Source organism: Actinomadura sp. KC216, assembly GCF_004348535.1.
GTDB lineage: Bacteria > Actinomycetota > Actinomycetes > Streptosporangiales > Streptosporangiaceae > Spirillospora.
The window spans coordinates 1-17,833 of record NZ_SMJX01000168.1; the positions used below are offsets into that span (position 1 = coordinate 1).

Genomic DNA, 17,833 nt, shown 5'->3' on the forward strand with positions numbered 1-17,833 from the left:
TGACGCAGTCCGTGCGCGTGTCGCCTACCGTGCCGAGGGTGGTGGATCTACTTCCTCAAAGTGTGCTGGACGCGGTTCTGGGGTGGCCGGGAGGCGCTCTGGTGAAGTGCACGAGCGAGCCGGTCAACGGGGGGGCCGGGGCTGCCACGGGTGGTGTGGCCAGGGTGTCCGGGGTAGCGCGAATCGATGGCGATCAGCTTGGTTTCACTGTGATCCGCAAGGTGTGCCGGCCGGTGACGTCGGGGCGTCACGCCGCCCACGCCGACGAACCCGAGCACTGGGCCTATTGGCGGCGTGAACCTCTCGCTTATGCCAGCGGGCTGCTGCCGACCGGGCCGGGGCTCGCTGCGCCCGGCTGCTACGGCGTCGTTGACGACGTCATCTATCTCGCCGACGTGGGTACCGCCCTCGAATCGCCGCGGGTGGCCGCGTATCGGCTCGGGCGCTGGCAGGGCGAGGCCGTGGTGCCGGACGTGCCGTGGCTGTCCGGGCATCAGCTCGCTCAGCGAATCGCCGTCAGCGAGTTGGACTGGAGCGGCGTCGACGTGCACCCGGGCATCCCGGCGTTGTGGAGTCGGCGTGAGGAACTGTTGGCGCGGTTGGACGAGGTCCCGCGGGTGCTCGTGCACGGCGACTTCTCCCACGGCAACCTCATGGCTTCCGCTGACGGCACCAGCACCGTCGTGCTGGACTGGGCGACACTGGGGTCCGGGCCGCTGGGCGCGGATCTCGCGTCACTGGCGTTGACCACGCTCCAACGCCATATCGTCGACTATCTCGACGGGCTGGACGGCCGATTCGACACTGCCGACGTCGAGCCGGGCTACCGGGCGACGCTCGCGTTGACCGGCGCCGGTCGCGTCCACTGGATGTGGTCGCGCGGGATGACGCCACCTACGGGCTACGTCGATTTCATCCTTGCCGAGACCGCCTCGATCTCAGGCGGGTAGGTCATTGCGCTTTGCTAGGTTCGGGTGATGCCGCCCCCATGGCCATGGACGCCCCACATCAAGTACGTCCACGCGATGCTCCGGCGCATGCGTGCGGCCGTCCGCCAAATTGACGACGCTGTGCACGAGCGCTGGCAGCAGGTCAACGCGGGTACCATTCCGCCTGGACGCGCCACCCCCGAACTGGCCGCGGAGGCCGATCTTTCGGATTACACGGTCAAGCATATCGAACTACTTTACAACCTGGCCAAAGCAATCTCCACGATGGTCAACAAGTCGATTCTGATGGGGCCCTTGGGCCCATTGGATCACCTTTACATACGCCGGGAGCTGCGGAAGATGGTCAAGACCCTGGAGGAGAGCGCTGACGACATCCTGGAGAGTCTCGGCCGGTCAAGGTAGCAGGTCGTTGCGCTGGGCTTTGGTCAGACGGGCCACTACCAGTTCGTATGAATGGTCAACCAGCTCGAACAGTTCGTCCTCGGGGACGGAGCCGTCGAGGGCCACGGTGTTCCAGTGGCGTTTGTTCAGGTGGTAGCCCGGAGTTATCGCGGTATAGCGGTTGCGGAGATCGACCGCCATGGCGGGGTCGCATTTGAGGCTGACGCTTCCCGGGGGTGAACCCAGGGGAACCAGCGCGAACATTCGTCCGCCGACTTTGAAGACGGCCACCTCGTCGCCGAACGGGTAGTCCTCGACCGCTCCCGGTTTGGCGAGGCATTCGGCTATCACTCGGTCGCGTCGCGCGTCGGCCGGCATCATGTGGCCCCCTGTCCGTCCCGGCTGTCGACGTCATTGTGCCGCCGGTGGCGTCCCGGTCGTAGGGTTGGCTATGAGCGATCTTGTGAAGGGTTACTACGCCAAGGGTGAAGAGCGCGATCGGCTCACGACACCGCGAGGTCAGGTCGAGTTCGAGCGGACCAAGGAGATCGTGCTGCGGCGGCGGCCGGACGCGCCGTCGACGGTCGCCGACATCGGCGGCGGCGCCGGGCCCTACGCCCTGTGGCTGGCCGGGCGCGGGCATCTGGTCGAGCACCGCGATCTGATGCCGTTGCACGTCCAGCAGCTGGAGGCGGCCGCCGACGGGAATCCGCTGGTGCGTACTGCCGTGGGCGATGCTCGCGAGCTTGATCTGCCCGATCGTTCGGTGGACGCCGTCCTACTGCTCGGGCCGCTTTACCACCTGCCGCGTCGCGCGGACCGGGTGCGGGCGCTGGAGGAGGCGTGGCGCGTGCTCCGGCCCGGCGGGCCCGTGTTCGCGGCGGCCATCTCCCGGTGGGCGCCGCGTCTGGACGGCGAATTCGCGCAACGCCTCTACGAGCGGGACGAGAGGATCAGTCCCCTCATCCCGGACGTGGAGCGGACGGGCTGGATGCCGCCGCTGTTCGATGGCAGCTTCTCCGCGTTCTGCCACCGTCCCGGGCAGTTGCGGGCCGAGCTGCGGTCAGCCGGGTTCCAGGACGTCGATCTCGTCGGTGTCGAAGGGCCCGGCTTCCTGATGCACGACCTCGCCGAGCGGCTCGCGGACCCGCTCGGCCGGACCGTCGTCTTCGAGACGGCGCGGGCCTTCGAGCGCGTCCCCGAACTGCTCGGACTCAGCCCGCATCTGATCGCCACCGGGAACCGTCCCGCATGACCGGATAGGGGCCGGTTCGCTTGGGAGCCGCTTTGATCAGAGCAGGAGGTTTGCCCGTGGTCAGGGAGGTCGAAGTGGATGACCAGGCCCGGCATCCGCCGGGCGCCCTCCCGCACGATCTCATCGATCAGCGACGATGCTGGACAGGCTGGCCACCCTGACCGCGGTCGGACGGGTCGGGGACTACGGTGAGCATCGAGATGTGCCTTCCCGACGGGCGGTGCAACGCCGGCCTGCTTGGAGAATCTGCTAAGTGATCCGGGAAGGTACACCCCTTGCCGGCAGATCCACAGGTTTCAAGCATTGCTCCATCCTCATCCCGAGTGACGGGTGACATCGAGCTCGAGCCAGAGCAATAATCTGAAATTCACGAGTTCGACTGCGTGGCGTGCTGGAGCAGAACTTGCGAACTGTCATCTTTGTCGCCGTCCTGGGTGTCCTATGCTTCCAGACCGCGTGCACGGGCCAACCGACCCGTACGACACCCTCCAACCAGGCTCCGTCGGCATCGCCGAATTCCGGAACCGTGCCGACCGGGTTTGTTGCTCTGAGCTGCTCTGCTCCGATCGACGACGTGCCGTCACCGACCGCACCGCATACCAGCATCCTCGACGCGGTGGGGTTGAACACCACATCGACTCTGCAGCCCAGCCGTGCGGCCGAGGGTGACCCGCATCGTCTCTTTGCCAAGACCGGGCTCCTCATCCACGCGGGACGTGAAGCGAGCCTGTCCGTACCCGCGAGCTGGGCCACCCGGGTCTCCATCTCATGGGGCGGCCAATCGGCTGAGTGGACCAGCAGGTTGCACATCCCAGCATGCCCGGAACCCCACCAGGGCTCCGGCCGGTGGCTGGCATTTCCAGGCGGGATCTCTCTCGACAAGGCCGCTTGCATACCGTTGGAGGTTCGAGCGGGAAGTAAGGCGACTACCGTCCATGTATCTGTGGGCGTTCGTTGCCCAGGATGACATGCCGTCTGAGAAGAGAGAACTCAAAGTCGTAGGCCTCACCACCCCAGCCAGCCGCCTCCAGACACGAAGCCCCAATCTGCGATCTTCTACTGACGGCATCGCGTATCAGGGTGTCGTGAGTTCCCCGCGCTGACGCTGGTGGGAGGCGTAGCTGGCCCAGGACGCCCCGGCCAGGATGGCGTGGTCCTCGGCGCACTCGGCGGTGTAGCCCAGGGCCTGGGCCGCACGGCTGGTGGCATCTCCAAGACCAGGGTGCGGATGGCGGCGAGCCGGGTGCCGAGCAGGTTGATCCCGGACTTGGCCAGCTGGTTCATCAGGTAGGTCGAGTGGATGTGCTGTGCTGGCCGGTTGCCGGGGAACAGCCAGGGGCTGGTCCGGTTGACTTCGATGTTGCGGGGCCCGCGATTGGCGGCGTGATCGCGAAGGACCTGGCCGAAGGGTTCAGGGATTGGGACCGGCCCGTGCGGTCCGAGGCTGATCTGTACTTCCTCGCCGTTGAGGTCGAGGTCGTTATGGTGAGCGCAGCGACGCGGGTTAACGGCTGGGCGAACAATGCGAGCAGGAGGGCCGCAGCGCGGTCTCGCAGGAAGTAGGGCTTGCCAGGATCTATCAGGTTGCCCACCACCGAAAGGCACCAAACCTCGACGCAAAGCCCAACCACGCGACACCACGCAACGACCGTTATGCATCCGATGCAACAAATGCGCGGTTTAAAGGTTTAACGACAAGCTCAGATCAGGCCCTGGGCGAGCATCGCGTCGGCCACGCGCTCGAAGCCCGCGATGTTGGCGCCGACGACGTAGTCGCCGGGGGCGCCGTAGCGGTCGGCGGTCTCGTAGCAGGTGTCGTGGATGGCGCTCATGATCCCGGCGAGCTCCTCCTCGACGCGGGTGAACGTCCACGCCTCGCGGCCCGCGTTCTGGCGCATCTCCAGGGCGCTCACGGCGACACCGCCCGCGTTGGCGGCCTTGCCGGGGCCGAACGCGACGTCCGCCTCCTGGAAGACGTGGACGGCCTCCGGCGTCGTCGGCATGTTCGCGCCCTCCGAGACGGCCTTGACGCCGTTGCGGACCAGGATCGCCGCCGCCTCCGCGTCCAGCTCGTTCTGCGTCGCGGACGGGAGCGCGATGTCGGCGGGGACGTCCCAGATCCGGCCGCCCGGCACGAAGCGCGCGGACGCGCCGCGCAGGGTGGCGTAGTCGGACACGCGGCCCCGGTCGACCTCCTTGACGTGCTTGAGCAGGTCGAGGTCGATGCCCTTCTCGTCCACCACGTAGCCGCCCGAGTCGGACACGGTGATCACGTTCGCGCCGAGCTGCTGCGCCTTCTCGATCGTGTAGATCGCGACGTTCCCGGACCCGGACACGACGATCTGCTGGCCGTCCAGGTCCTCGCCGCGCCGCCGGAGCATCTCGGCGGTGAACAGGACGTTGCCGTAGCCGGTGGCCTCCGTCCGGCCCGCCGAGCCGCCCCACAGCAGCCCCTTGCCGGTGAGGACGCCCGCCTCCCAGCGGTTCGTGACCCGCCGGTACTGGCCGAACAGGTAGCCGATCTCGCGGGCGCCGACGCCGATGTCCCCGGCCGGGACGTCGGTGTGCTCGCCGACGTGCCGGTGCAGCTCGGTCATGAACGACTGGCAGAACCGCATGACCTCCTCGTCGGACCGGCCGTGCGGGTCGAAGTCGCTGCCGCCCTTGCCGCCGCCGATGCCGAGCCCGGTCAGCGCGTTCTTGAAGATCTGCTCGAAGCCGAGGAACTTCACGATGCCGAGGTTGACGGTGGGATGAAAGCGCAGCCCGCCCTTGTACGGGCCCAGCGCGCCGTTGAACTCCACGCGGAACCCGCGGTTGACGTGGACGCGGCCCTCGTCGTCCTGCCACGGCACCCGGAACATGATCTGCCGCTCGGGCTCGATCAGCCGCTCGACCAGCTTCGCCGCGCCCAGCCCGGGACGCGCCGCGAGCACCGGGCCGAGGGACTCCAGTACCTCGTGGACGGCCTGGTGGAACTCCGCCTCCCCCGGGTCACGCCGCAGAACCCTCTCGTACGACTCCTCCAGGACGGCCAATATCTCGGGTGGGGCCGGCAGGCGAGGGGCCAACGGCATGGTGAAGATCCCTTCGTCGGATACCTCACCATGCTAAAACCTGCTTTTCACCGGCTTTGACAAGGCCCCACCGCAGGCTCCATGGCTCCGCCCCAGGTCCCGGCCGGTCGGGCACGGCCGTCCGCCCCGCCTGGTCGTGGGAGTCGTCCGCGGGGGCGGACCGATCAGGCGGGGCGGTAGCGGCAGGCTGGGGCGGATGTAAGCGCATTGAATGCGCGGGTGTAACGGACCGGGTCGCGTCCTCCCTGGGTGAGGACGCGACCCGGCGTGGGGCGACGTCCGCTATCGAGCGTCAGACGTCATGCTCAGGCGTCGCACTTCTTCCACGCGAGGTGGTAGGTCGTCTTGACGCTACCGTCGGTGGAGTCGAAGGCCATGAAGCTGGTGTCCTTCGAGGTGCCCTTCATCACGCGGAGCTCGGTGTTGATGTTGACGTTGCGGTCCTCACCGCAGGGCTTCCAGACCAGCTCGGCGATCTCGGTCCGGTCGGAGAACTGCCAGTTGTCGGAGTACGAGCCCTTGAGCGTGTGCGAAGACTGGCTCGTCTGCGACATGCCCTGGTGGTAGTAGCTCGCGCGCTGCAGGCCGGTCGCGCCCTCTTCGAGGTGCGCGAAGCCGCGGTAGTCGGCTCCGGCGATCGCGTAGGTGAAGCCCTGCGGCACGTGGACGCGGAGGGCCAGCTGGCAGTTCTTGCGGAAGTCGGTCGGGCTGGAGGTGCCGCCTGCCTGCGCGAGGTAGTCGCTGTAGGTGACGGTGAAGCCCGTGTTGTCGCTCGCCGGGGCGACCGCGGTGGTGCCGGCGGGGCAGCCGGAGCCGTTCACGGTCAGCACGTTGAGGGTGATCTTCTCGTCGGGCGGGGGGTCGTTGACGTCGGCGGACGCGGTGGGGGCCGCGGCCAGGGCCAGCGCCAGGGCGGGGATGGCCGCCGCTGCCGCAGTCAGGGTTTTACGCATTGTTCCTACTCCTTCACCACGCGGGGGGGCACTTCATCCACTCGAAGCGGTAGATGGTCTTGATGCTGCCGTCGGCGGAGTCCATGGCCATGAAGGCCATCTCCGACGGGTCCGAGCCCTTGGTCACGCGGAGCTCGGTGTTGATGTTGAAGTTGCGTTCCTCGCCGCACGGCTTCCAGACCATCTGGCCAACGTCGTTGGTGTCGGTGAACTGGAAGTTGTCGGCGTACTCCCCCCGAAGGGTGTGCGTCTTCGCAGCGGTCTGCTGCTGGCCCTGGAAGTAGTAGCTGGCCTTCTGCACACCGGTCGCACCGGCCGGCAGGGACGCGAAGCCCCTGTAGTCGGTGTTCGAGATCGCGTAGGTGAAGCCCTGCGGGACATGCACCTTCATGCTGATCTGGCAGTTCTTGCGGAAGTCGGTGGGAGCCGCGCCACCGCCTGCCATGACCGTGTAGTCGCTGTAGGTGACCGTGAAGGCCTCCTTGTCGTCCGACACTGCAACGGCGGCCGTTCCCGCCGGGCAGCCGGACCCGTTGACGGTGGCGATCTCGATCGTGACACCGTCGGGCCCCGGGACCAGGTACGACCCGGGAGCAGCGGCCGCCGCCGGCCCCGCTGACGCGGCAGCCATGGCGATAGCAGCGACCGCCGAAAAAACGATCCCTTTACGCATGCGATTCCTCCTTGCTGGAGCCTGCGCAAAGGGAGCGTAAAGCTGGCTCTTTAGAACGGTCAATCACCAACTTTCAACACGCGAAAACCGGGGCTTGACCTCGGTACACCTGCCTTGATCAGCAAGAATGGAGCGTCCAACGGCATTCATTGTGAAAGGAACGTTCCATCAAGTTGATGGATAGAATTCAATTAGCCGTACAGACCGCATAGAAACCGTTCTAGAACCCGCGTGACGTGCGGCGGAACAGGGTGCCCGATGGCACCTTTATGCCGTGGCACATTCTGGCCATATCAACGACGTTTACGCACCGTGCCGCAGAAGTGCCGCCAGGACCGCGGCCTGGCTGTGATCGACGTCCCTGGTCGCCGTGAGGAGGGTGACCGTCCCCTCCCCGGCGAGCTCCCGAAGGCGGCCCAGCGCCCCCGCTCGTTCGGGATCCTCAAGTTCGGCCTTGTATCGGCGGGTGAACTCGTCGAACTTATCAACACTGTGGCCGTACCACTTGCGAAGCTCGGTCGACGGGGCGACGTCCTTCGCCCACTCGTCCAGCCGCGCCTTCTCCTTGGACAGCCCCCGCGGCCACACGCGATCGACAAGGATCCGCTTTCCGTCACCCGACGAAACCGGCTCGTACACTCTGCGCAGTCGTATGTCCATGGCACTCCCCATCCCCGCCGTTCCCCCGAAAATGCCGATCCCAAGAATGCCGACCCCGAGCCAATACCGCGCCGCCCGGCCCTCGAAGTGCCCGCAGCCCCTAGGGCTCTGGCCCCTGGGATGTCGGTGGCGTCGCGTACGGTGCCCGGCGTGGCGGATGAGGCACGGGCGCCGCTGTGGCGGCTCAGTCCGGCGCAGCGGCTCCTCGAAGGCGGCGCGCTGCTGAACTCGCTCGCCTTCTTCGCGGCCATGCCGTTCGCGCCGCTGTACCTGAGCGAGCACACCGCGCTCGGCAAGCCCGCGGTCGGCGCGGTCGTCGGGGCGGTCGCCCTCACCGCCGCGTTCGGCGGCCTGCTCGGCGGGATGATCGTGGACCGGCTGGGCGCCGTCCCGCTCATGCGGGTGGGCCTGCTGCTCTACGTCGCCGTCTACGCCCTGCTGGCCATGGCACGCACCGCCAAGGCGATCATCGTCCTGTTCCTGCTGCTGGGCGTCGCGCGGCTGATGGTGGAGCCGGGCGCGAAGAAGCTGCTGTCCCAGGTGGCGGACGGCGAGGGCCGCGTGTTCCGCGTCCGCTACATGACGCTGTGCGCGGGCGCGATCGGCGGTCCGGCCATCGGCGGCGCGCTCTACCAGGTCGGCGCGGTGGCGTTCTTCGCCGTCCCCGCCGGTTTCTACGCGGCCTACCTCGTCCTCGTCCTGCTGCGGCACGCGGACCTCGCGGCGCTCCAGCCGCCGTCCGCCGCACGGGGACGCGCATCGCCCCGCAGCCCGGTGGCGGCGACGCTGCGCGACCGGCGGCTCCTCGCCGTCGTCACCGCCGGGATCGTGGTCTTCTTCGTCTTCTCCCAGATGGAGTCCATGATCCCGCTCTATATGAAGGGCAGGTACGGCGACCGCACCGAGGAGTACTTCGCCGCGCTGTTCATCGCCAACGCCGTCCTCGCCCTGGCGCTCCAACTCCCCATCGACCGGGTGTCCGCACGGCTCGGCCGCAACGTCATGGTCGTCGCCGGTGCGCTGAACTTCACGGTCGCGTTCGCCTGCTTCTGGGCAAGCCCGTCCGGCCTGGCCTGGCTGTACGTCGGCATCGTGTTCTGGACGATCGGCGAGGGCATCCTGCTGCCGATGCCGGACATGGCCGTCCACGAGATGGCGGACGACGAGCACAAGGGCGCCTACTTCGGCCTGTCCGAGGTCCGCCAGCTCGGCTTCTTCCTGGGCCCTTTCGCCGGAGGCTTCCTGCTGGACGCGGGGACCATGCCGTACTTCGCCGTCATGGGCACGTTCATCTTCCTCTGCGTCCCCCTGCTCCTGCGGCGCACCTCTGCCCAGCCCGTGGCCACGGCCCCCGAGGAAGACACCCGAGTCCCCAACCCGACCTGACCCCGGTCCCCGGTCCCCGGTCACGATGGGCATGGCGGAGCGGGACGGTCGGTGGTGGTCGCCGTCCGGTGGGCGAACTCAGAGGCCGCGGTGCGCCGGGCGAACTCCCCCGCCAGGGCACGGCCCAGGACGTCGTCGTCGGGATGGTGCCGTTCCAGGTAGGTGAGCGCCTCGGCGAGTTCCCCGGCGGTCAGCCGGCGCACCGGTTTCGTCGCCCAGCGCGGGATCGCGGGGTCCGGACGTCCGGACGGCGGCGCCGCGCGCGGTTCCGTGTTCACGAGTCACACCTTTCCTTCGGTCCCGGTGACCAGCGGCGCGGCGGCAGGTGACGCCTCGGCCGCCTCGAATAGGATCGCCGCGTGCATTGGTGGAGCCAGCAGGCCTTTGACGCCGCCGCGGAGGCGCAGGCCGCCGATCCCTCGCCGGGGAACCTGATGGCGGCCGCCCAGGTGCAGGCGTTGGTCTCGCTGGCGGAGGCACTGCACCGCATCGCCTCCGTCTTGGAGGAACGGGACGCCCCCGAGAACGCCCCGATGGCGTCCACCCGCGCAGAACACGCCCGACCCGCGTAACCCCTCCGCCTTGCGCAACCCGCCGGGGTAGCGGGTTCGTTCGGGTGGCACGGAGAAATACCGGTGCACCCGCGGGGAGTGCACCGGTATCTCATCGCGTCTCAGACATCGCTGAAGGACTTGCGTTCCGGCCTGCCGTTCGTGCTCGCGGCGAGGCGGGAGGTCTTCGCGATGGGCGGCCGGGCCGGGGCCGGGTCCGCGGCGTAGTCGGTATCGGGCACCGGGGCGGTCGGCCGTTCGTCGTGCGCGGGCGGGCGCGGGTCCTCGTGGGGACGGTCCCGCAGCCGCTGCGCGGCCTGCCGGAGGGCGCGCTCGCCGACCAGCCGGGTCAGCTCCAGGCCCCAGCAGTCGAGCTTGTCGGCGTCGGTGAGGTCGTCGCGGTGGCTGAGGTCGGCGGCGAGGCCGCCGAGCCGCTGCGCCTCGGCCAGGTCGAAGTCGCGCATCAGGTGGCAGCACAACTCGGTGAGGGCCGCGTGGTCGCGCTCGAACGACAGGCCCGCCAGGTCGTTGTGCGACAGCCTGCTGAGCGCCCGCTTGCGTTCCAGCTCGCCGTCCGCGATCCGGAGGATGCCGTTGAGCAGCGCGATGGGCCCGGTGCCCGCGGTCCTGCCCTGGACGGGGACGAACGACATGCGCAGCACGGCCGCGGAGCCGATCCCGGCGGCGATCACCTGGACGACGAGCAGGCTCGCCGGGGGCATCGTCCCGGGCAGCCCGAACGTCCAGCCGGACGCGGTCACCGCGGTCAGCGCGACGATCGACGCGCTGGCGTTGACGAAGACGAACAGCAGCCCGCCCGGCGACAGGCACGCGGTGATCGGCCTGTCGCGGTACCGCGCGACCAGTTCGGCGAGGCCGATCGCGCCGCCGATCAGGGCGGCGAGGAACATCTCGAGGGTCATGACCTTCCTCTACGCGCTGCGGGCGGCCGGCCGGGCGCCCCGGCGGTCGAACGGGAACTCCTCGGGCCTGCCGCGCCGCGCCGGCAGCGCCGCGGGACGCTGCCGCGCCACGAGCTCGCCGCGTTCGACCTCAAGGAAGGCGAGCAGCCATTCCACTGGGCCCGACGCCAGTCCGGTGTGGGTGCGCAGCGCCCGCTCGCGCGCGCCGAGAAACGCCAGCAGCCATCCGGTGGGTCCGGACGCCCTGGCGGCCTGAATTCGTGAATGCATGGGGGAGACCATTCCGCAGCCGCGTCGGGAAGTCGACGTCCGCCGGGTCAAATTTTCGCGACCTGCCCCGTTCGCCGCGTCCATTTCTGGCGGCCTGCCGTTGCGCCGGAAACGCCGGACGGCATGGATTGATCTCCGCTTCATTGCCGTCCGGCCGATAGTGTTTCAGCGGATGCGGGAATTCCTTGACGAAGAATTCCGGTTCGGGTGGGCGGCGGAGATCACCGTCCACGCGCCGCTGAACGTCCAGGAGACCATTCGGGCCCGGCGGCCCCGGCGACGGGAGCGCCCGCCCGCGGTGGCTCGCGGCGCGCGGGCGGGCGGCCCGGTCCCGGATCTTCCCCGTTGCGGAGACGCTCGGTGAATGTCAGGCGGTGGGGCAGGTGCCCCGATATTCGCCGAGCGCGCCGGGCTTTGAACGTCATGTGCGGGCGGGCGCGCGCGGCCGGGCAATGAGAGGCGTTGCCGTCTGCGGCCATGCGGATTGGCGGCCGGTTGAGTCGTCGCGGCTGGACGTTCAAGTGCGAGGTGCGTCGAATCGTGGCGGGCGGCATTTCGTGCGACGCCCCGATCGGGCAAACGGACGGAGGGGCCACTCCCCCGAAGTGACCCCTCTCCCCCCGTTCCGCCGAGTCGGTCCGGGCGCTCACACAGGACCGGCCGCTCCCCCCGAAGCGGCTCGCACCGGACCTTCAGCGGATGCGTCGAACGTAGCGAGCCGTGGGCTGCGCCATGGACGCTTCAGCCCTCTCCATCGGTGAGCGGGCGGCTGCGTGCGACGAACGGAACACGCTCCGCGTCCGGCCGGTGGCGCAGCGCGACAGGCGATGCCCGGCATGCGGCGGTCACCCTGGGTAGCCTGTTTCGCGCGGCGTGCGAAGTACGTCCGGACGGGAGGAGCGCAGGCGATGGCGGGACAGGTGCGGCCGATCACACTGGTGGGGACACCGGTCCTGCACCAGCCGTGCAGGCCCGTGGAGGGCTTCGACGCGGCCTTGAAGGGCCTCGTGGACGACATGTTCGCGAGCATGTACGAGGCGGATGGGGTCGGCCTGGCCGCCAACCAGATCGGTGTGGACCTGCGCGTCTTCGTCTACGACTGTCCAGACGAGGACGGCGAGCGGCATAGGGGAGCGGTCGTGAATCCCGTCCTGGAACTGCCGGCCATGGAGAACCGGCGTCTGGACGACGGTGACGAGGGCTGCCTTTCCGTGCCGGGTCCGCATGCGCGTCTGGCCCGTCCGGACCATGCGACCATCCACGGCTATGCCATCACAGGCGCGCCTATCACGGTCGAAGGGACGGGCCTGCTCGCACGCTGCCTCCAGCACGAAACCGACCATCTGGAAGGCCGCCTCTACATCGACCGGCTTTCAGCACGCGCGCGCAAGAAGGTTCTCAAGGAGTACGAGTCCCTCCGCGCCGAGGCCGAGGCCGAACCCGACACGCTTCCCGGCTAGGGCCCGCGCGCTCCTAGGCCGGGGTGCGCCGTAGCTGGGACACCCTCTAGGCGTCCCACACGGGCAGGTGCACGGCCGAGGGATGGGCCGCATCGCGGAAGACCTCGACGTGGACGCGCCGCGACGCGACGGCCCGGGCGGCGGGTTCGCCGGTGCCGTGGTTGCGCGCGAAGCGGGGGAAAGCTCCACCGGCCAGCATCACGCGGAGCCGGTGACCGCGCAGGAAGCGGTACGCGGTCGGGTGCATCTCGATCTCGGCGCGGACGACACCCGTCGTCCTGATGCGCAGAATGCCATCGGTGACGTTGCGGGAGACGCCGTCGGGGCCGACATCGCAGAGCCGGACGAACAGGTCGCCGTGACCGGTGCTCATCCGGACGAAGACCGTCGCCGAGACCGGCCCGATCAGGTCGAGATGCCTGGTCAAGGGCGCGGAGCTGAGGACGACCACATCGGCGCGGCGCTCGATGCGCGTATTGTCCCGCTGCCCGCCTCTGCCTGGCGAGAGGAGAGGCCCACCGACCGTTGGGGTGGGGTCGAGGGCGTCGTAGGTGAAGGTGGCGGGCTCGACGTCGTCGTCGTCGGGGTCATCCCAGCTGAGTGTTCGCCCAAGGAAGAGCGGCGTGGGACGGGTTTCGGGCGGGGGCCACTGGTCGAAGTCCAGCCAGCGGTCAGCCTTCTGCAGGTGGAGCCTTACCGGCGCCTGGCGAAGTTGGGCTTTGTCGCCGTTCAAGTGGGCGTCGAGCCAGGAAATCTGGTCGTGGAGTGCGGCTCGGAGGGATTTCGTGTCGTGTCCCCAGGGGCCGATGGTGATGCGGACCTGGCGTCCGGCCGCGTGAAGGGCCGCGAAGTCGCGGAGCTGGCGGCGGAGGAAGAGGTCCCACCAGCCCCCCACCATCGTGGTGGGCGTGGTGGTCGCGGGGACGGCGGCGCTGTGGTCGGTCGCCTTCCAGAAGTCGTCGCCGGGCTCCGCATGGGCCGTGACCTCGCGGAGGAACGGTTCCGCACGTCCGATGGCCGCCTCGTCGGCCTCGCCCACCGGCAGATACCGCATCGCCTGGCGGACGCGCCGGTCGTGGAAGGGCTGCCTTGTCCCGTCCCAGGTCCCCATCGACGACGACCACACGAGCGTGTTGTGCAGCGCAAGGGCCCCACCCGGATAGAAGGAGCTCACGAATTCGGACGCGGTGATGCCGACACCCATCGCCTCCAAGGGAGGGTCTGCATAGGGTGCGACCGCCCACTCGGCGAACCCCAGATAGCTGGCCCCGACCATGGCGACCCTGCCGTCGCACCATGGTTGGGCACGAAGCCACTTGAGCGTCCCTAGGCCGTCGTCCTTCTCGTGGTGAAAGGCGCGGAACTCGCCACCCGACCCATGGACGCCGCGCACATTCTGCACGACGACCTGGAAGCCGCGCCGGGCGAGCAACACGGCGAACAGCCGGATGACGGCCTGCCGCTTGCCATACGGAGTGCGCATCAGCACCACCGGCAGCGGGCCCGCACCGCGCGGGCGGTACAGGTCGGCGGTGAGCACGACGCCGTCCGGCATGGGCACCCGCAGGTCGCGGACGACCCCGAAGGGCGCCGCCGGCGTCTCGGGAAGCCGGAGGAGCCGCTCCGCGAGCCGCCCGAGAAGGGCGGACTGTCCGCTTTGGGGCGGCCGTCCGGACGGGGTCATCGGCCGCTCCTTCGCCGTGTTCTAGATTGCAAGAATGATCGCAGTGCTCGACGCCCCGTCCAACCTCGGGCTCCGCCCGCCGCGCGCGGGGCACGAGCCCGGGGTGCGCCGCCTCGCTCGCGCGCTGCGCGGGCACGGCATCCTCGGCCGCCTGGACGCCGAGGACGCGGGCCGGGTGGACCCGCCGCCCTACGTGTTCGGCCCGGACGAGGAGACGGGCTACCTGAACGGCCCTGGCATGTCCGACTATTCGGGACGGCTCGCGTCACGCGTCGGCGAACTGCTCGACACCGGACGATTTCCCGTCGTGCTGGGCGGCGACTGCAGCATCCTGCTCGGCCCGATGCTCGCGCTGCGCCGCCGCGGCACGTACGGCCTGGCGTACCTGGACGGGCACGACGACTACTCGCCGCGCCGCGACCGGCCGGCCTGGGCGGGACGGCTGACGGCGGGCGGGATGGCGCTCGGCCTGGTCACGGGCCACGGCCCGGACGCGCTCTCCGATCTCGGCGGGCTGCGTCCCTACGTCGCCGAGGAGCATGTCGCGCACATCGGCGTCCAGCGGGAGCCCGAGGACCACGAGATCGCCGACCTCGCCGCGTTCGACAATTCGCGCATTCGCCGCTATCCGATCGAGTACGTCCGCGAGCACGGTGCAGGAGCCGCCGCTGAAGGGGCACGAGCGCACCTGGAGGACGCGCCCATCGACGGGTTCTGGATTCACCTGGACGCCGACATCCTCGATCAGAGCGTCATGCCGGCGGTCGATTCACCCAACCCGGATGGCCTGTCGTTCGAGGAACTCACGTCCGTCCTGACGACGCTGGTGACGAGCCCGCGCGCGCTTGGCTTCCACGTAGCCATCTACGACCCCGAGCTGGACCCGGACGGCATGGCGGGCGCCGCGCTTACAGACACGATCGTCACGGCCTTCTCCGCACGCAGCGACACCTAGCCAGCCAGCCGCCGCTCGTACTCATAGAGAACGCTGGCGAATTCGCCTGTCGGCACCTCGCACGCATGCCCGGGAAGCCACAGATGCTCCAGCCGGACGGTCTGGACGTCCAGCCGCAGATGACACGCGTTCCCCGTGTGCTCCCAGCCAGGACGCGCCTGGCGGACGACGTCCAGATGGTGCCGATGGCTCTGGACGTCATGCAGCAGAAACGCCACCAGAACATGCGGCTGCCCGTTCACCGACTGCGCGAACTCACTCGCACCCGAAGCCGCCGCCTCCAGATCGACACCAGAGTCACCCAACTCTGGAAAGAACACCCGCACGTGGTGGACGACGCCACCGACCTCGATCGGCTCACAGGGCAGACGCAGAACCGCCTCAGGGTCGACGTATCCGTGCACCGGAACACCGGCGACGACCCCCGACCACGCTCCTGGCACGGCACTAACAAAACGCGCCTGCGTGAGGGTCTTCCCCAGTTCGGCCATAAGCCGTTCGGGGTCGATGCCACGCGGCATGAACGTCTTGGTGCCGCTGCGTAGGCGTATTCCTGTCTCGTCCCAGACGGCGAGGTCGGCCCAGCACGCACCGGATCCGGTCTCCAGCACGCCATGCGGGACGCACGCGTCCGGGTGCGGGGTGAGCCCGGCCACGTCCTCCAGCACGGCGCGCGGCGTCTGGACCAGGCCCCACCCCTGCGTGCGGTGCGACACGGACCCGAGGGCCAGCGACGTCGCCATCGGCTCCCCGGCCGACGGCGCCTCGCTCAGCACGCGTTCGAGGCTCCGGCGGCTGTGCAGGGCACCGATCTCCTGGAGGTACTCGTCGAGGCATTTCCGCAGCACGACCGGATCAACGTCGCAGGACGCCCACCCGGCGACGTCCCGCACATGGACGAACGTCCCGTCGAAGTCGAGCCGGTGGTAGCGAAACAGCTCCTGCCACGGCGCGTTCGGGCCGCCGGAGGCGCCAGAGACGCCCGGACGGCCGGAATCACTCAACCGCCCCCGCGCGCGGGCGATCGCCGACACGTCCTCGCCCAGGTCGTTGATGAGGAAGTCGCGCAGCGGGGCGTGCAGCGGATCGGTCTCCACGGAGACCCGCACGCCGTCGCTGCGGAACCGCACCGGTAGCGATATCGCCATTCGGGTGATTATGCCGATAAGCGAAGATCATCACTTGTGTGGCGGAATGTTAGGCCCGATCAGGCCGCGCCCCTACAGCGGCTCGTCGGCCAGGTAGGGCGGGGCGGGCTCGTACTGGATGTAGCGACGAACCGTCCTCGCGTGCTCGCGCCCATGGATGCGCCCGATGAGCCAGAGGGCCATGTCGATACCCGCCGAGACCCCCTGGCTGGTGACGAGATTGCCGTCCACGACGTACCGCGCGTCACGCACAACAGTCACATCACCACGCGCCTCCAACGCGTCCTCCCATGACCAATGGGTCGCGACCCTCCGCCCCTTGGCCGGACCAGCCGCGTGCAACAGCACCGCGCCCGTGCACACGCTCGTCACCCAATCGACCTGTTCGGCGACCTTGGCTATCCAGCCCGTGACGGCCGGGTTGTCGACCTGAGCCTCCCGTGCCCCACGCCCACCCGGCACTAGGAGAACGTCCAGCTTCGGGTGGTCGTCCAGGACGCAGTCAGGCAGGACCCTCATCCCCTTGTTGCAGCGCACAGGCCCAGACTCCTCAGCGATAAGCACCGCCTTGTCGTCCAGCCCACGCACCATGGCAGACGCAGTGAACACCTCCCACGGACCCACAAAGTCCAGTTCCTCTGCATCCTCGAAGACCAGCAGCCCATACGTGGTCACGACCGAACTCCCTTCAAAACCCCGGTTCCTCTGAACCGCTCCCTGTAGTCGGACGGCGCGACGCCCACATGCCGATGGAACGCCCTGCGCAGCGTCTCGCCCGTCCCGAACCCGAGCCGCCGCGCCAGCGTCTCGACGGGCTCGTCCCCCTCCGCCAGCGCCCGCCGCGCCGCCTCGACGCGCACCCGCTCGACGTACGCGGCCGGAGGAACGCCCAGCTCCGCCGTGAACCTCCGCTGCAGATGCCGCTCGCTGAGCCCGGACCGTCCGGCCAGGTCGGCGATGGTGTGCCGGGCACCCGGATCGGCCTGGACGGACGACACCGCCGCGCGGATCGGGTCCGACGCGGGCTGCGCCGACCACAGCGGAACGCTGAACTGCGACTGGCTCCCCGGCCGCCGCAGGAACATCACCAGCTCCCGCGCCACCTCGTGCGCGAGATCCCGCCCGTGATCGTCCTCGACCAGCGCCAGCGCCAGATCCATCCCGGCCGTGACCCCGGCGGACGTCCACACGCGCCCGTCCCGGACGAAGATCGGATCGCAGTCGACGTCGAGGCGCGGATACTCCCTCCTCAGCTGCTCCTCGCGCCCCCAGTGCGTCGTGACGCGGCGCCCGTCCAGCAGCCCGGCCTCGGCGAGCAGCAACGCCCCGCTGCACACGGCCGCGACACGCCGCGCCCCCGCCGCCGCCTCCGCGACCCACCCGACCAGCGCCGCGTCCTCCCGCGCCCGGTCGACCCCCGTCCCACCGGCCACCACGAGCGTGTCGACACCACCGGCATCAAGATCATCAATCCCGGCCCCGGCATGGACGGGCAGCCCTCCAGAAG

At 69.2% G+C, this 17,833-nt stretch carries 19 protein-coding genes; 7 read left to right on the plus strand and 12 right to left on the minus strand.

The features are described from left to right. The coding region (locus E1264_RS25845; RefSeq protein WP_207936204.1) for an aminoglycoside phosphotransferase family protein at positions 1-950 on the plus strand (950 nt) is incomplete at its 5' end. An 87-nt stretch (positions 951-1,037) separates the two neighbouring features. After that, complete coding sequence (locus E1264_RS25850; protein WP_132177911.1) at positions 1,038-1,352, plus strand: hypothetical protein; 315 nt, start codon at positions 1,038-1,040, stop codon at positions 1,350-1,352. Here the strand turns inward: E1264_RS25850 and E1264_RS25855 are convergent. Then, on the minus strand, positions 1,344-1,712 hold the full coding sequence (locus E1264_RS25855; RefSeq protein ID WP_243711164.1) for an MmcQ/YjbR family DNA-binding protein: 369 nt from the start codon (positions 1,710-1,712) through the stop codon (positions 1,344-1,346). The genes E1264_RS25850 and E1264_RS25855 overlap by 9 nt on opposite strands. Before the next feature lie 70 nt (positions 1,713-1,782). Here E1264_RS25855 and E1264_RS25860 point away from each other — a divergent pair, with 70 nt between their 5' ends. Then, entirely contained in the window at positions 1,783-2,586 is an 804-nt protein-coding gene (locus tag E1264_RS25860; RefSeq protein ID WP_165964387.1) for a class I SAM-dependent methyltransferase, read from the plus strand. Between the two features lie 1,700 nt (positions 2,587-4,286). Here E1264_RS25860 and gdhA read toward each other — a convergent pair. From gdhA to E1264_RS25880, 4 genes are all read right to left on the minus strand, one after another. Further along, a complete protein-coding gene (gene gdhA, locus E1264_RS25865; protein ID WP_132177915.1) occupies positions 4,287-5,663 on the minus strand; it encodes an NADP-specific glutamate dehydrogenase in 1,377 nt (458 codons plus the stop codon). A 305-nt stretch (positions 5,664-5,968) separates the two neighbouring features. Beyond that, positions 5,969-6,616: a DUF4360 domain-containing protein gene (locus E1264_RS25870; protein WP_132177917.1), complete on the minus strand. Its 648-nt coding sequence runs from the start codon at positions 6,614-6,616 to the stop codon at positions 5,969-5,971. 13 nt (positions 6,617-6,629) lie between these two features. After that, positions 6,630-7,247 (minus strand): DUF4360 domain-containing protein, encoded by a 618-nt coding sequence (locus E1264_RS25875; RefSeq protein WP_243711165.1) that lies wholly within the window; start codon positions 7,245-7,247, stop codon positions 6,630-6,632. A gap of 345 nt (positions 7,248-7,592) precedes the next feature. Beyond that, complete coding sequence (locus E1264_RS25880; protein ID WP_347813422.1) at positions 7,593-7,928, minus strand: DUF488 family protein; 336 nt, start codon at positions 7,926-7,928, stop codon at positions 7,593-7,595. A 171-nt stretch (positions 7,929-8,099) separates the two neighbouring features. On the opposite strand from E1264_RS25880, the gene E1264_RS25885 reads away from it, so the two are divergent. Then, complete coding sequence (locus E1264_RS25885) at positions 8,100-9,335, plus strand: MFS transporter (RefSeq protein ID WP_243711166.1); 1,236 nt, start codon at positions 8,100-8,102, stop codon at positions 9,333-9,335. Positions 9,336-9,355: 20 nt separating this feature from the next. On the opposite strand, the gene E1264_RS25890 is transcribed toward E1264_RS25885, so the two are convergent. Further along, positions 9,356-9,613, minus strand: a complete 258-nt coding sequence (locus E1264_RS25890; RefSeq protein WP_132177924.1) for a hypothetical protein — start codon at positions 9,611-9,613, stop codon at positions 9,356-9,358. Positions 9,614-9,694: 81 nt separating this feature from the next. On the opposite strand from E1264_RS25890, the gene E1264_RS25895 reads away from it, so the two are divergent. Next, positions 9,695-9,907, plus strand: a complete 213-nt coding sequence (locus E1264_RS25895) for a hypothetical protein (protein WP_132177926.1) — start codon at positions 9,695-9,697, stop codon at positions 9,905-9,907. Between the two features lie 101 nt (positions 9,908-10,008). Here the strand turns inward: E1264_RS25895 and E1264_RS25900 are convergent, their stop codons facing one another. Together E1264_RS25900 and E1264_RS25905 are read right to left on the minus strand one after the other, a co-directional pair. Beyond that, positions 10,009-10,809 carry a hypothetical protein gene (locus E1264_RS25900; RefSeq protein WP_132177928.1) on the minus strand — a complete coding sequence of 267 codons (801 nt, stop codon included), beginning with the start codon at positions 10,807-10,809 and terminating at the stop codon, positions 10,009-10,011. A gap of 9 nt (positions 10,810-10,818) precedes the next feature. Continuing rightward, positions 10,819-11,079, minus strand: coding sequence for a hypothetical protein (locus E1264_RS25905; RefSeq protein ID WP_132177930.1), 261 nt, complete (start codon positions 11,077-11,079; stop codon positions 10,819-10,821). A 908-nt stretch (positions 11,080-11,987) separates the two neighbouring features. Between E1264_RS25905 and def the strand changes: the two genes are divergently transcribed. Next, positions 11,988-12,539, plus strand: coding sequence for a peptide deformylase (gene def, locus E1264_RS25910; RefSeq protein ID WP_132177932.1), 552 nt, complete (start codon positions 11,988-11,990; stop codon positions 12,537-12,539). A 46-nt stretch (positions 12,540-12,585) separates the two neighbouring features. On the opposite strand, the gene E1264_RS25915 is transcribed toward def, so the two are convergent. Beyond that, positions 12,586-14,223, minus strand: a complete 1,638-nt coding sequence (locus E1264_RS25915; RefSeq protein WP_132177934.1) for a CocE/NonD family hydrolase — start codon at positions 14,221-14,223, stop codon at positions 12,586-12,588. Positions 14,224-14,257: 34 nt separating this feature from the next. Here E1264_RS25915 and E1264_RS25920 point away from each other — a divergent pair, with 34 nt between their 5' ends. Next, entirely contained in the window at positions 14,258-15,178 is a 921-nt protein-coding gene (locus tag E1264_RS25920; protein WP_132177936.1) for an arginase family protein, read from the plus strand. Here E1264_RS25920 and E1264_RS25925 read toward each other — a convergent pair. The 3 genes from E1264_RS25925 to E1264_RS25935 all read right to left on the minus strand — a co-directional run. After that, entirely contained in the window at positions 15,175-16,326 is a 1,152-nt protein-coding gene (locus tag E1264_RS25925) for a hypothetical protein (protein WP_132177938.1), read from the minus strand. The genes E1264_RS25920 and E1264_RS25925 overlap by 4 nt on opposite strands. 72 nt (positions 16,327-16,398) lie before the next feature. Further along, on the minus strand, positions 16,399-17,001 hold the full coding sequence (locus E1264_RS25930) for a DJ-1/PfpI family protein (RefSeq protein WP_132177940.1): 603 nt from the start codon (positions 16,999-17,001) through the stop codon (positions 16,399-16,401). Beyond that, positions 16,998-17,833, minus strand: an 836-nt coding sequence (locus tag E1264_RS25935) for a helix-turn-helix domain-containing protein (RefSeq protein WP_132177942.1), incomplete at its 5' end; no start/stop codon positions are given. The genes E1264_RS25935 and E1264_RS25930, both read right to left, overlap by 4 nt.

Excerpts from the sequence above, each read along its gene's own strand:
- E1264_RS25850 (WP_132177911.1), top strand. The coding sequence starts at position 1,038 with ATGCGTGCGGCCGTCCGCCAAATTGACGACGCTGTGCACGAGCGCTGG.
- E1264_RS25875 (WP_243711165.1), bottom strand. The coding sequence starts at position 7,247 with ATGGCTGCCGCGTCAGCGGGGCCGGCGGCGGCCGCTGCTCCCGGGTCG.
- E1264_RS25900 (WP_132177928.1), bottom strand. The coding sequence starts at position 10,809 with ATGACCCTCGAGATGTTCCTCGCCGCCCTGATCGGCGGCGCGATCGGC.
- def (WP_132177932.1), top strand. The coding sequence starts at position 11,988 with ATGGCGGGACAGGTGCGGCCGATCACACTGGTGGGGACACCGGTCCTG.
- E1264_RS25870 (WP_132177917.1), bottom strand. The coding sequence starts at position 6,616 with ATGCGTAAAACCCTGACTGCGGCAGCGGCGGCCATCCCCGCCCTGGCG.
- E1264_RS25920 (WP_132177936.1), top strand. The coding sequence starts at position 14,258 with ATGATCGCAGTGCTCGACGCCCCGTCCAACCTCGGGCTCCGCCCGCCG.
- E1264_RS25855 (WP_243711164.1), bottom strand. The coding sequence starts at position 1,712 with ATGATGCCGGCCGACGCGCGACGCGACCGAGTGATAGCCGAATGCCTC.
- E1264_RS25915 (WP_132177934.1), bottom strand. The coding sequence starts at position 14,223 with ATGACCCCGTCCGGACGGCCGCCCCAAAGCGGACAGTCCGCCCTTCTC.
- gdhA (WP_132177915.1), bottom strand. The coding sequence starts at position 5,663 with ATGCCGTTGGCCCCTCGCCTGCCGGCCCCACCCGAGATATTGGCCGTC.
- E1264_RS25925 (WP_132177938.1), bottom strand. The coding sequence starts at position 16,326 with ATGGCGATATCGCTACCGGTGCGGTTCCGCAGCGACGGCGTGCGGGTC.
- E1264_RS25905 (WP_132177930.1), bottom strand. The coding sequence starts at position 11,079 with ATGCATTCACGAATTCAGGCCGCCAGGGCGTCCGGACCCACCGGATGG.
- E1264_RS25860 (WP_165964387.1), top strand. The coding sequence starts at position 1,783 with ATGAGCGATCTTGTGAAGGGTTACTACGCCAAGGGTGAAGAGCGCGAT.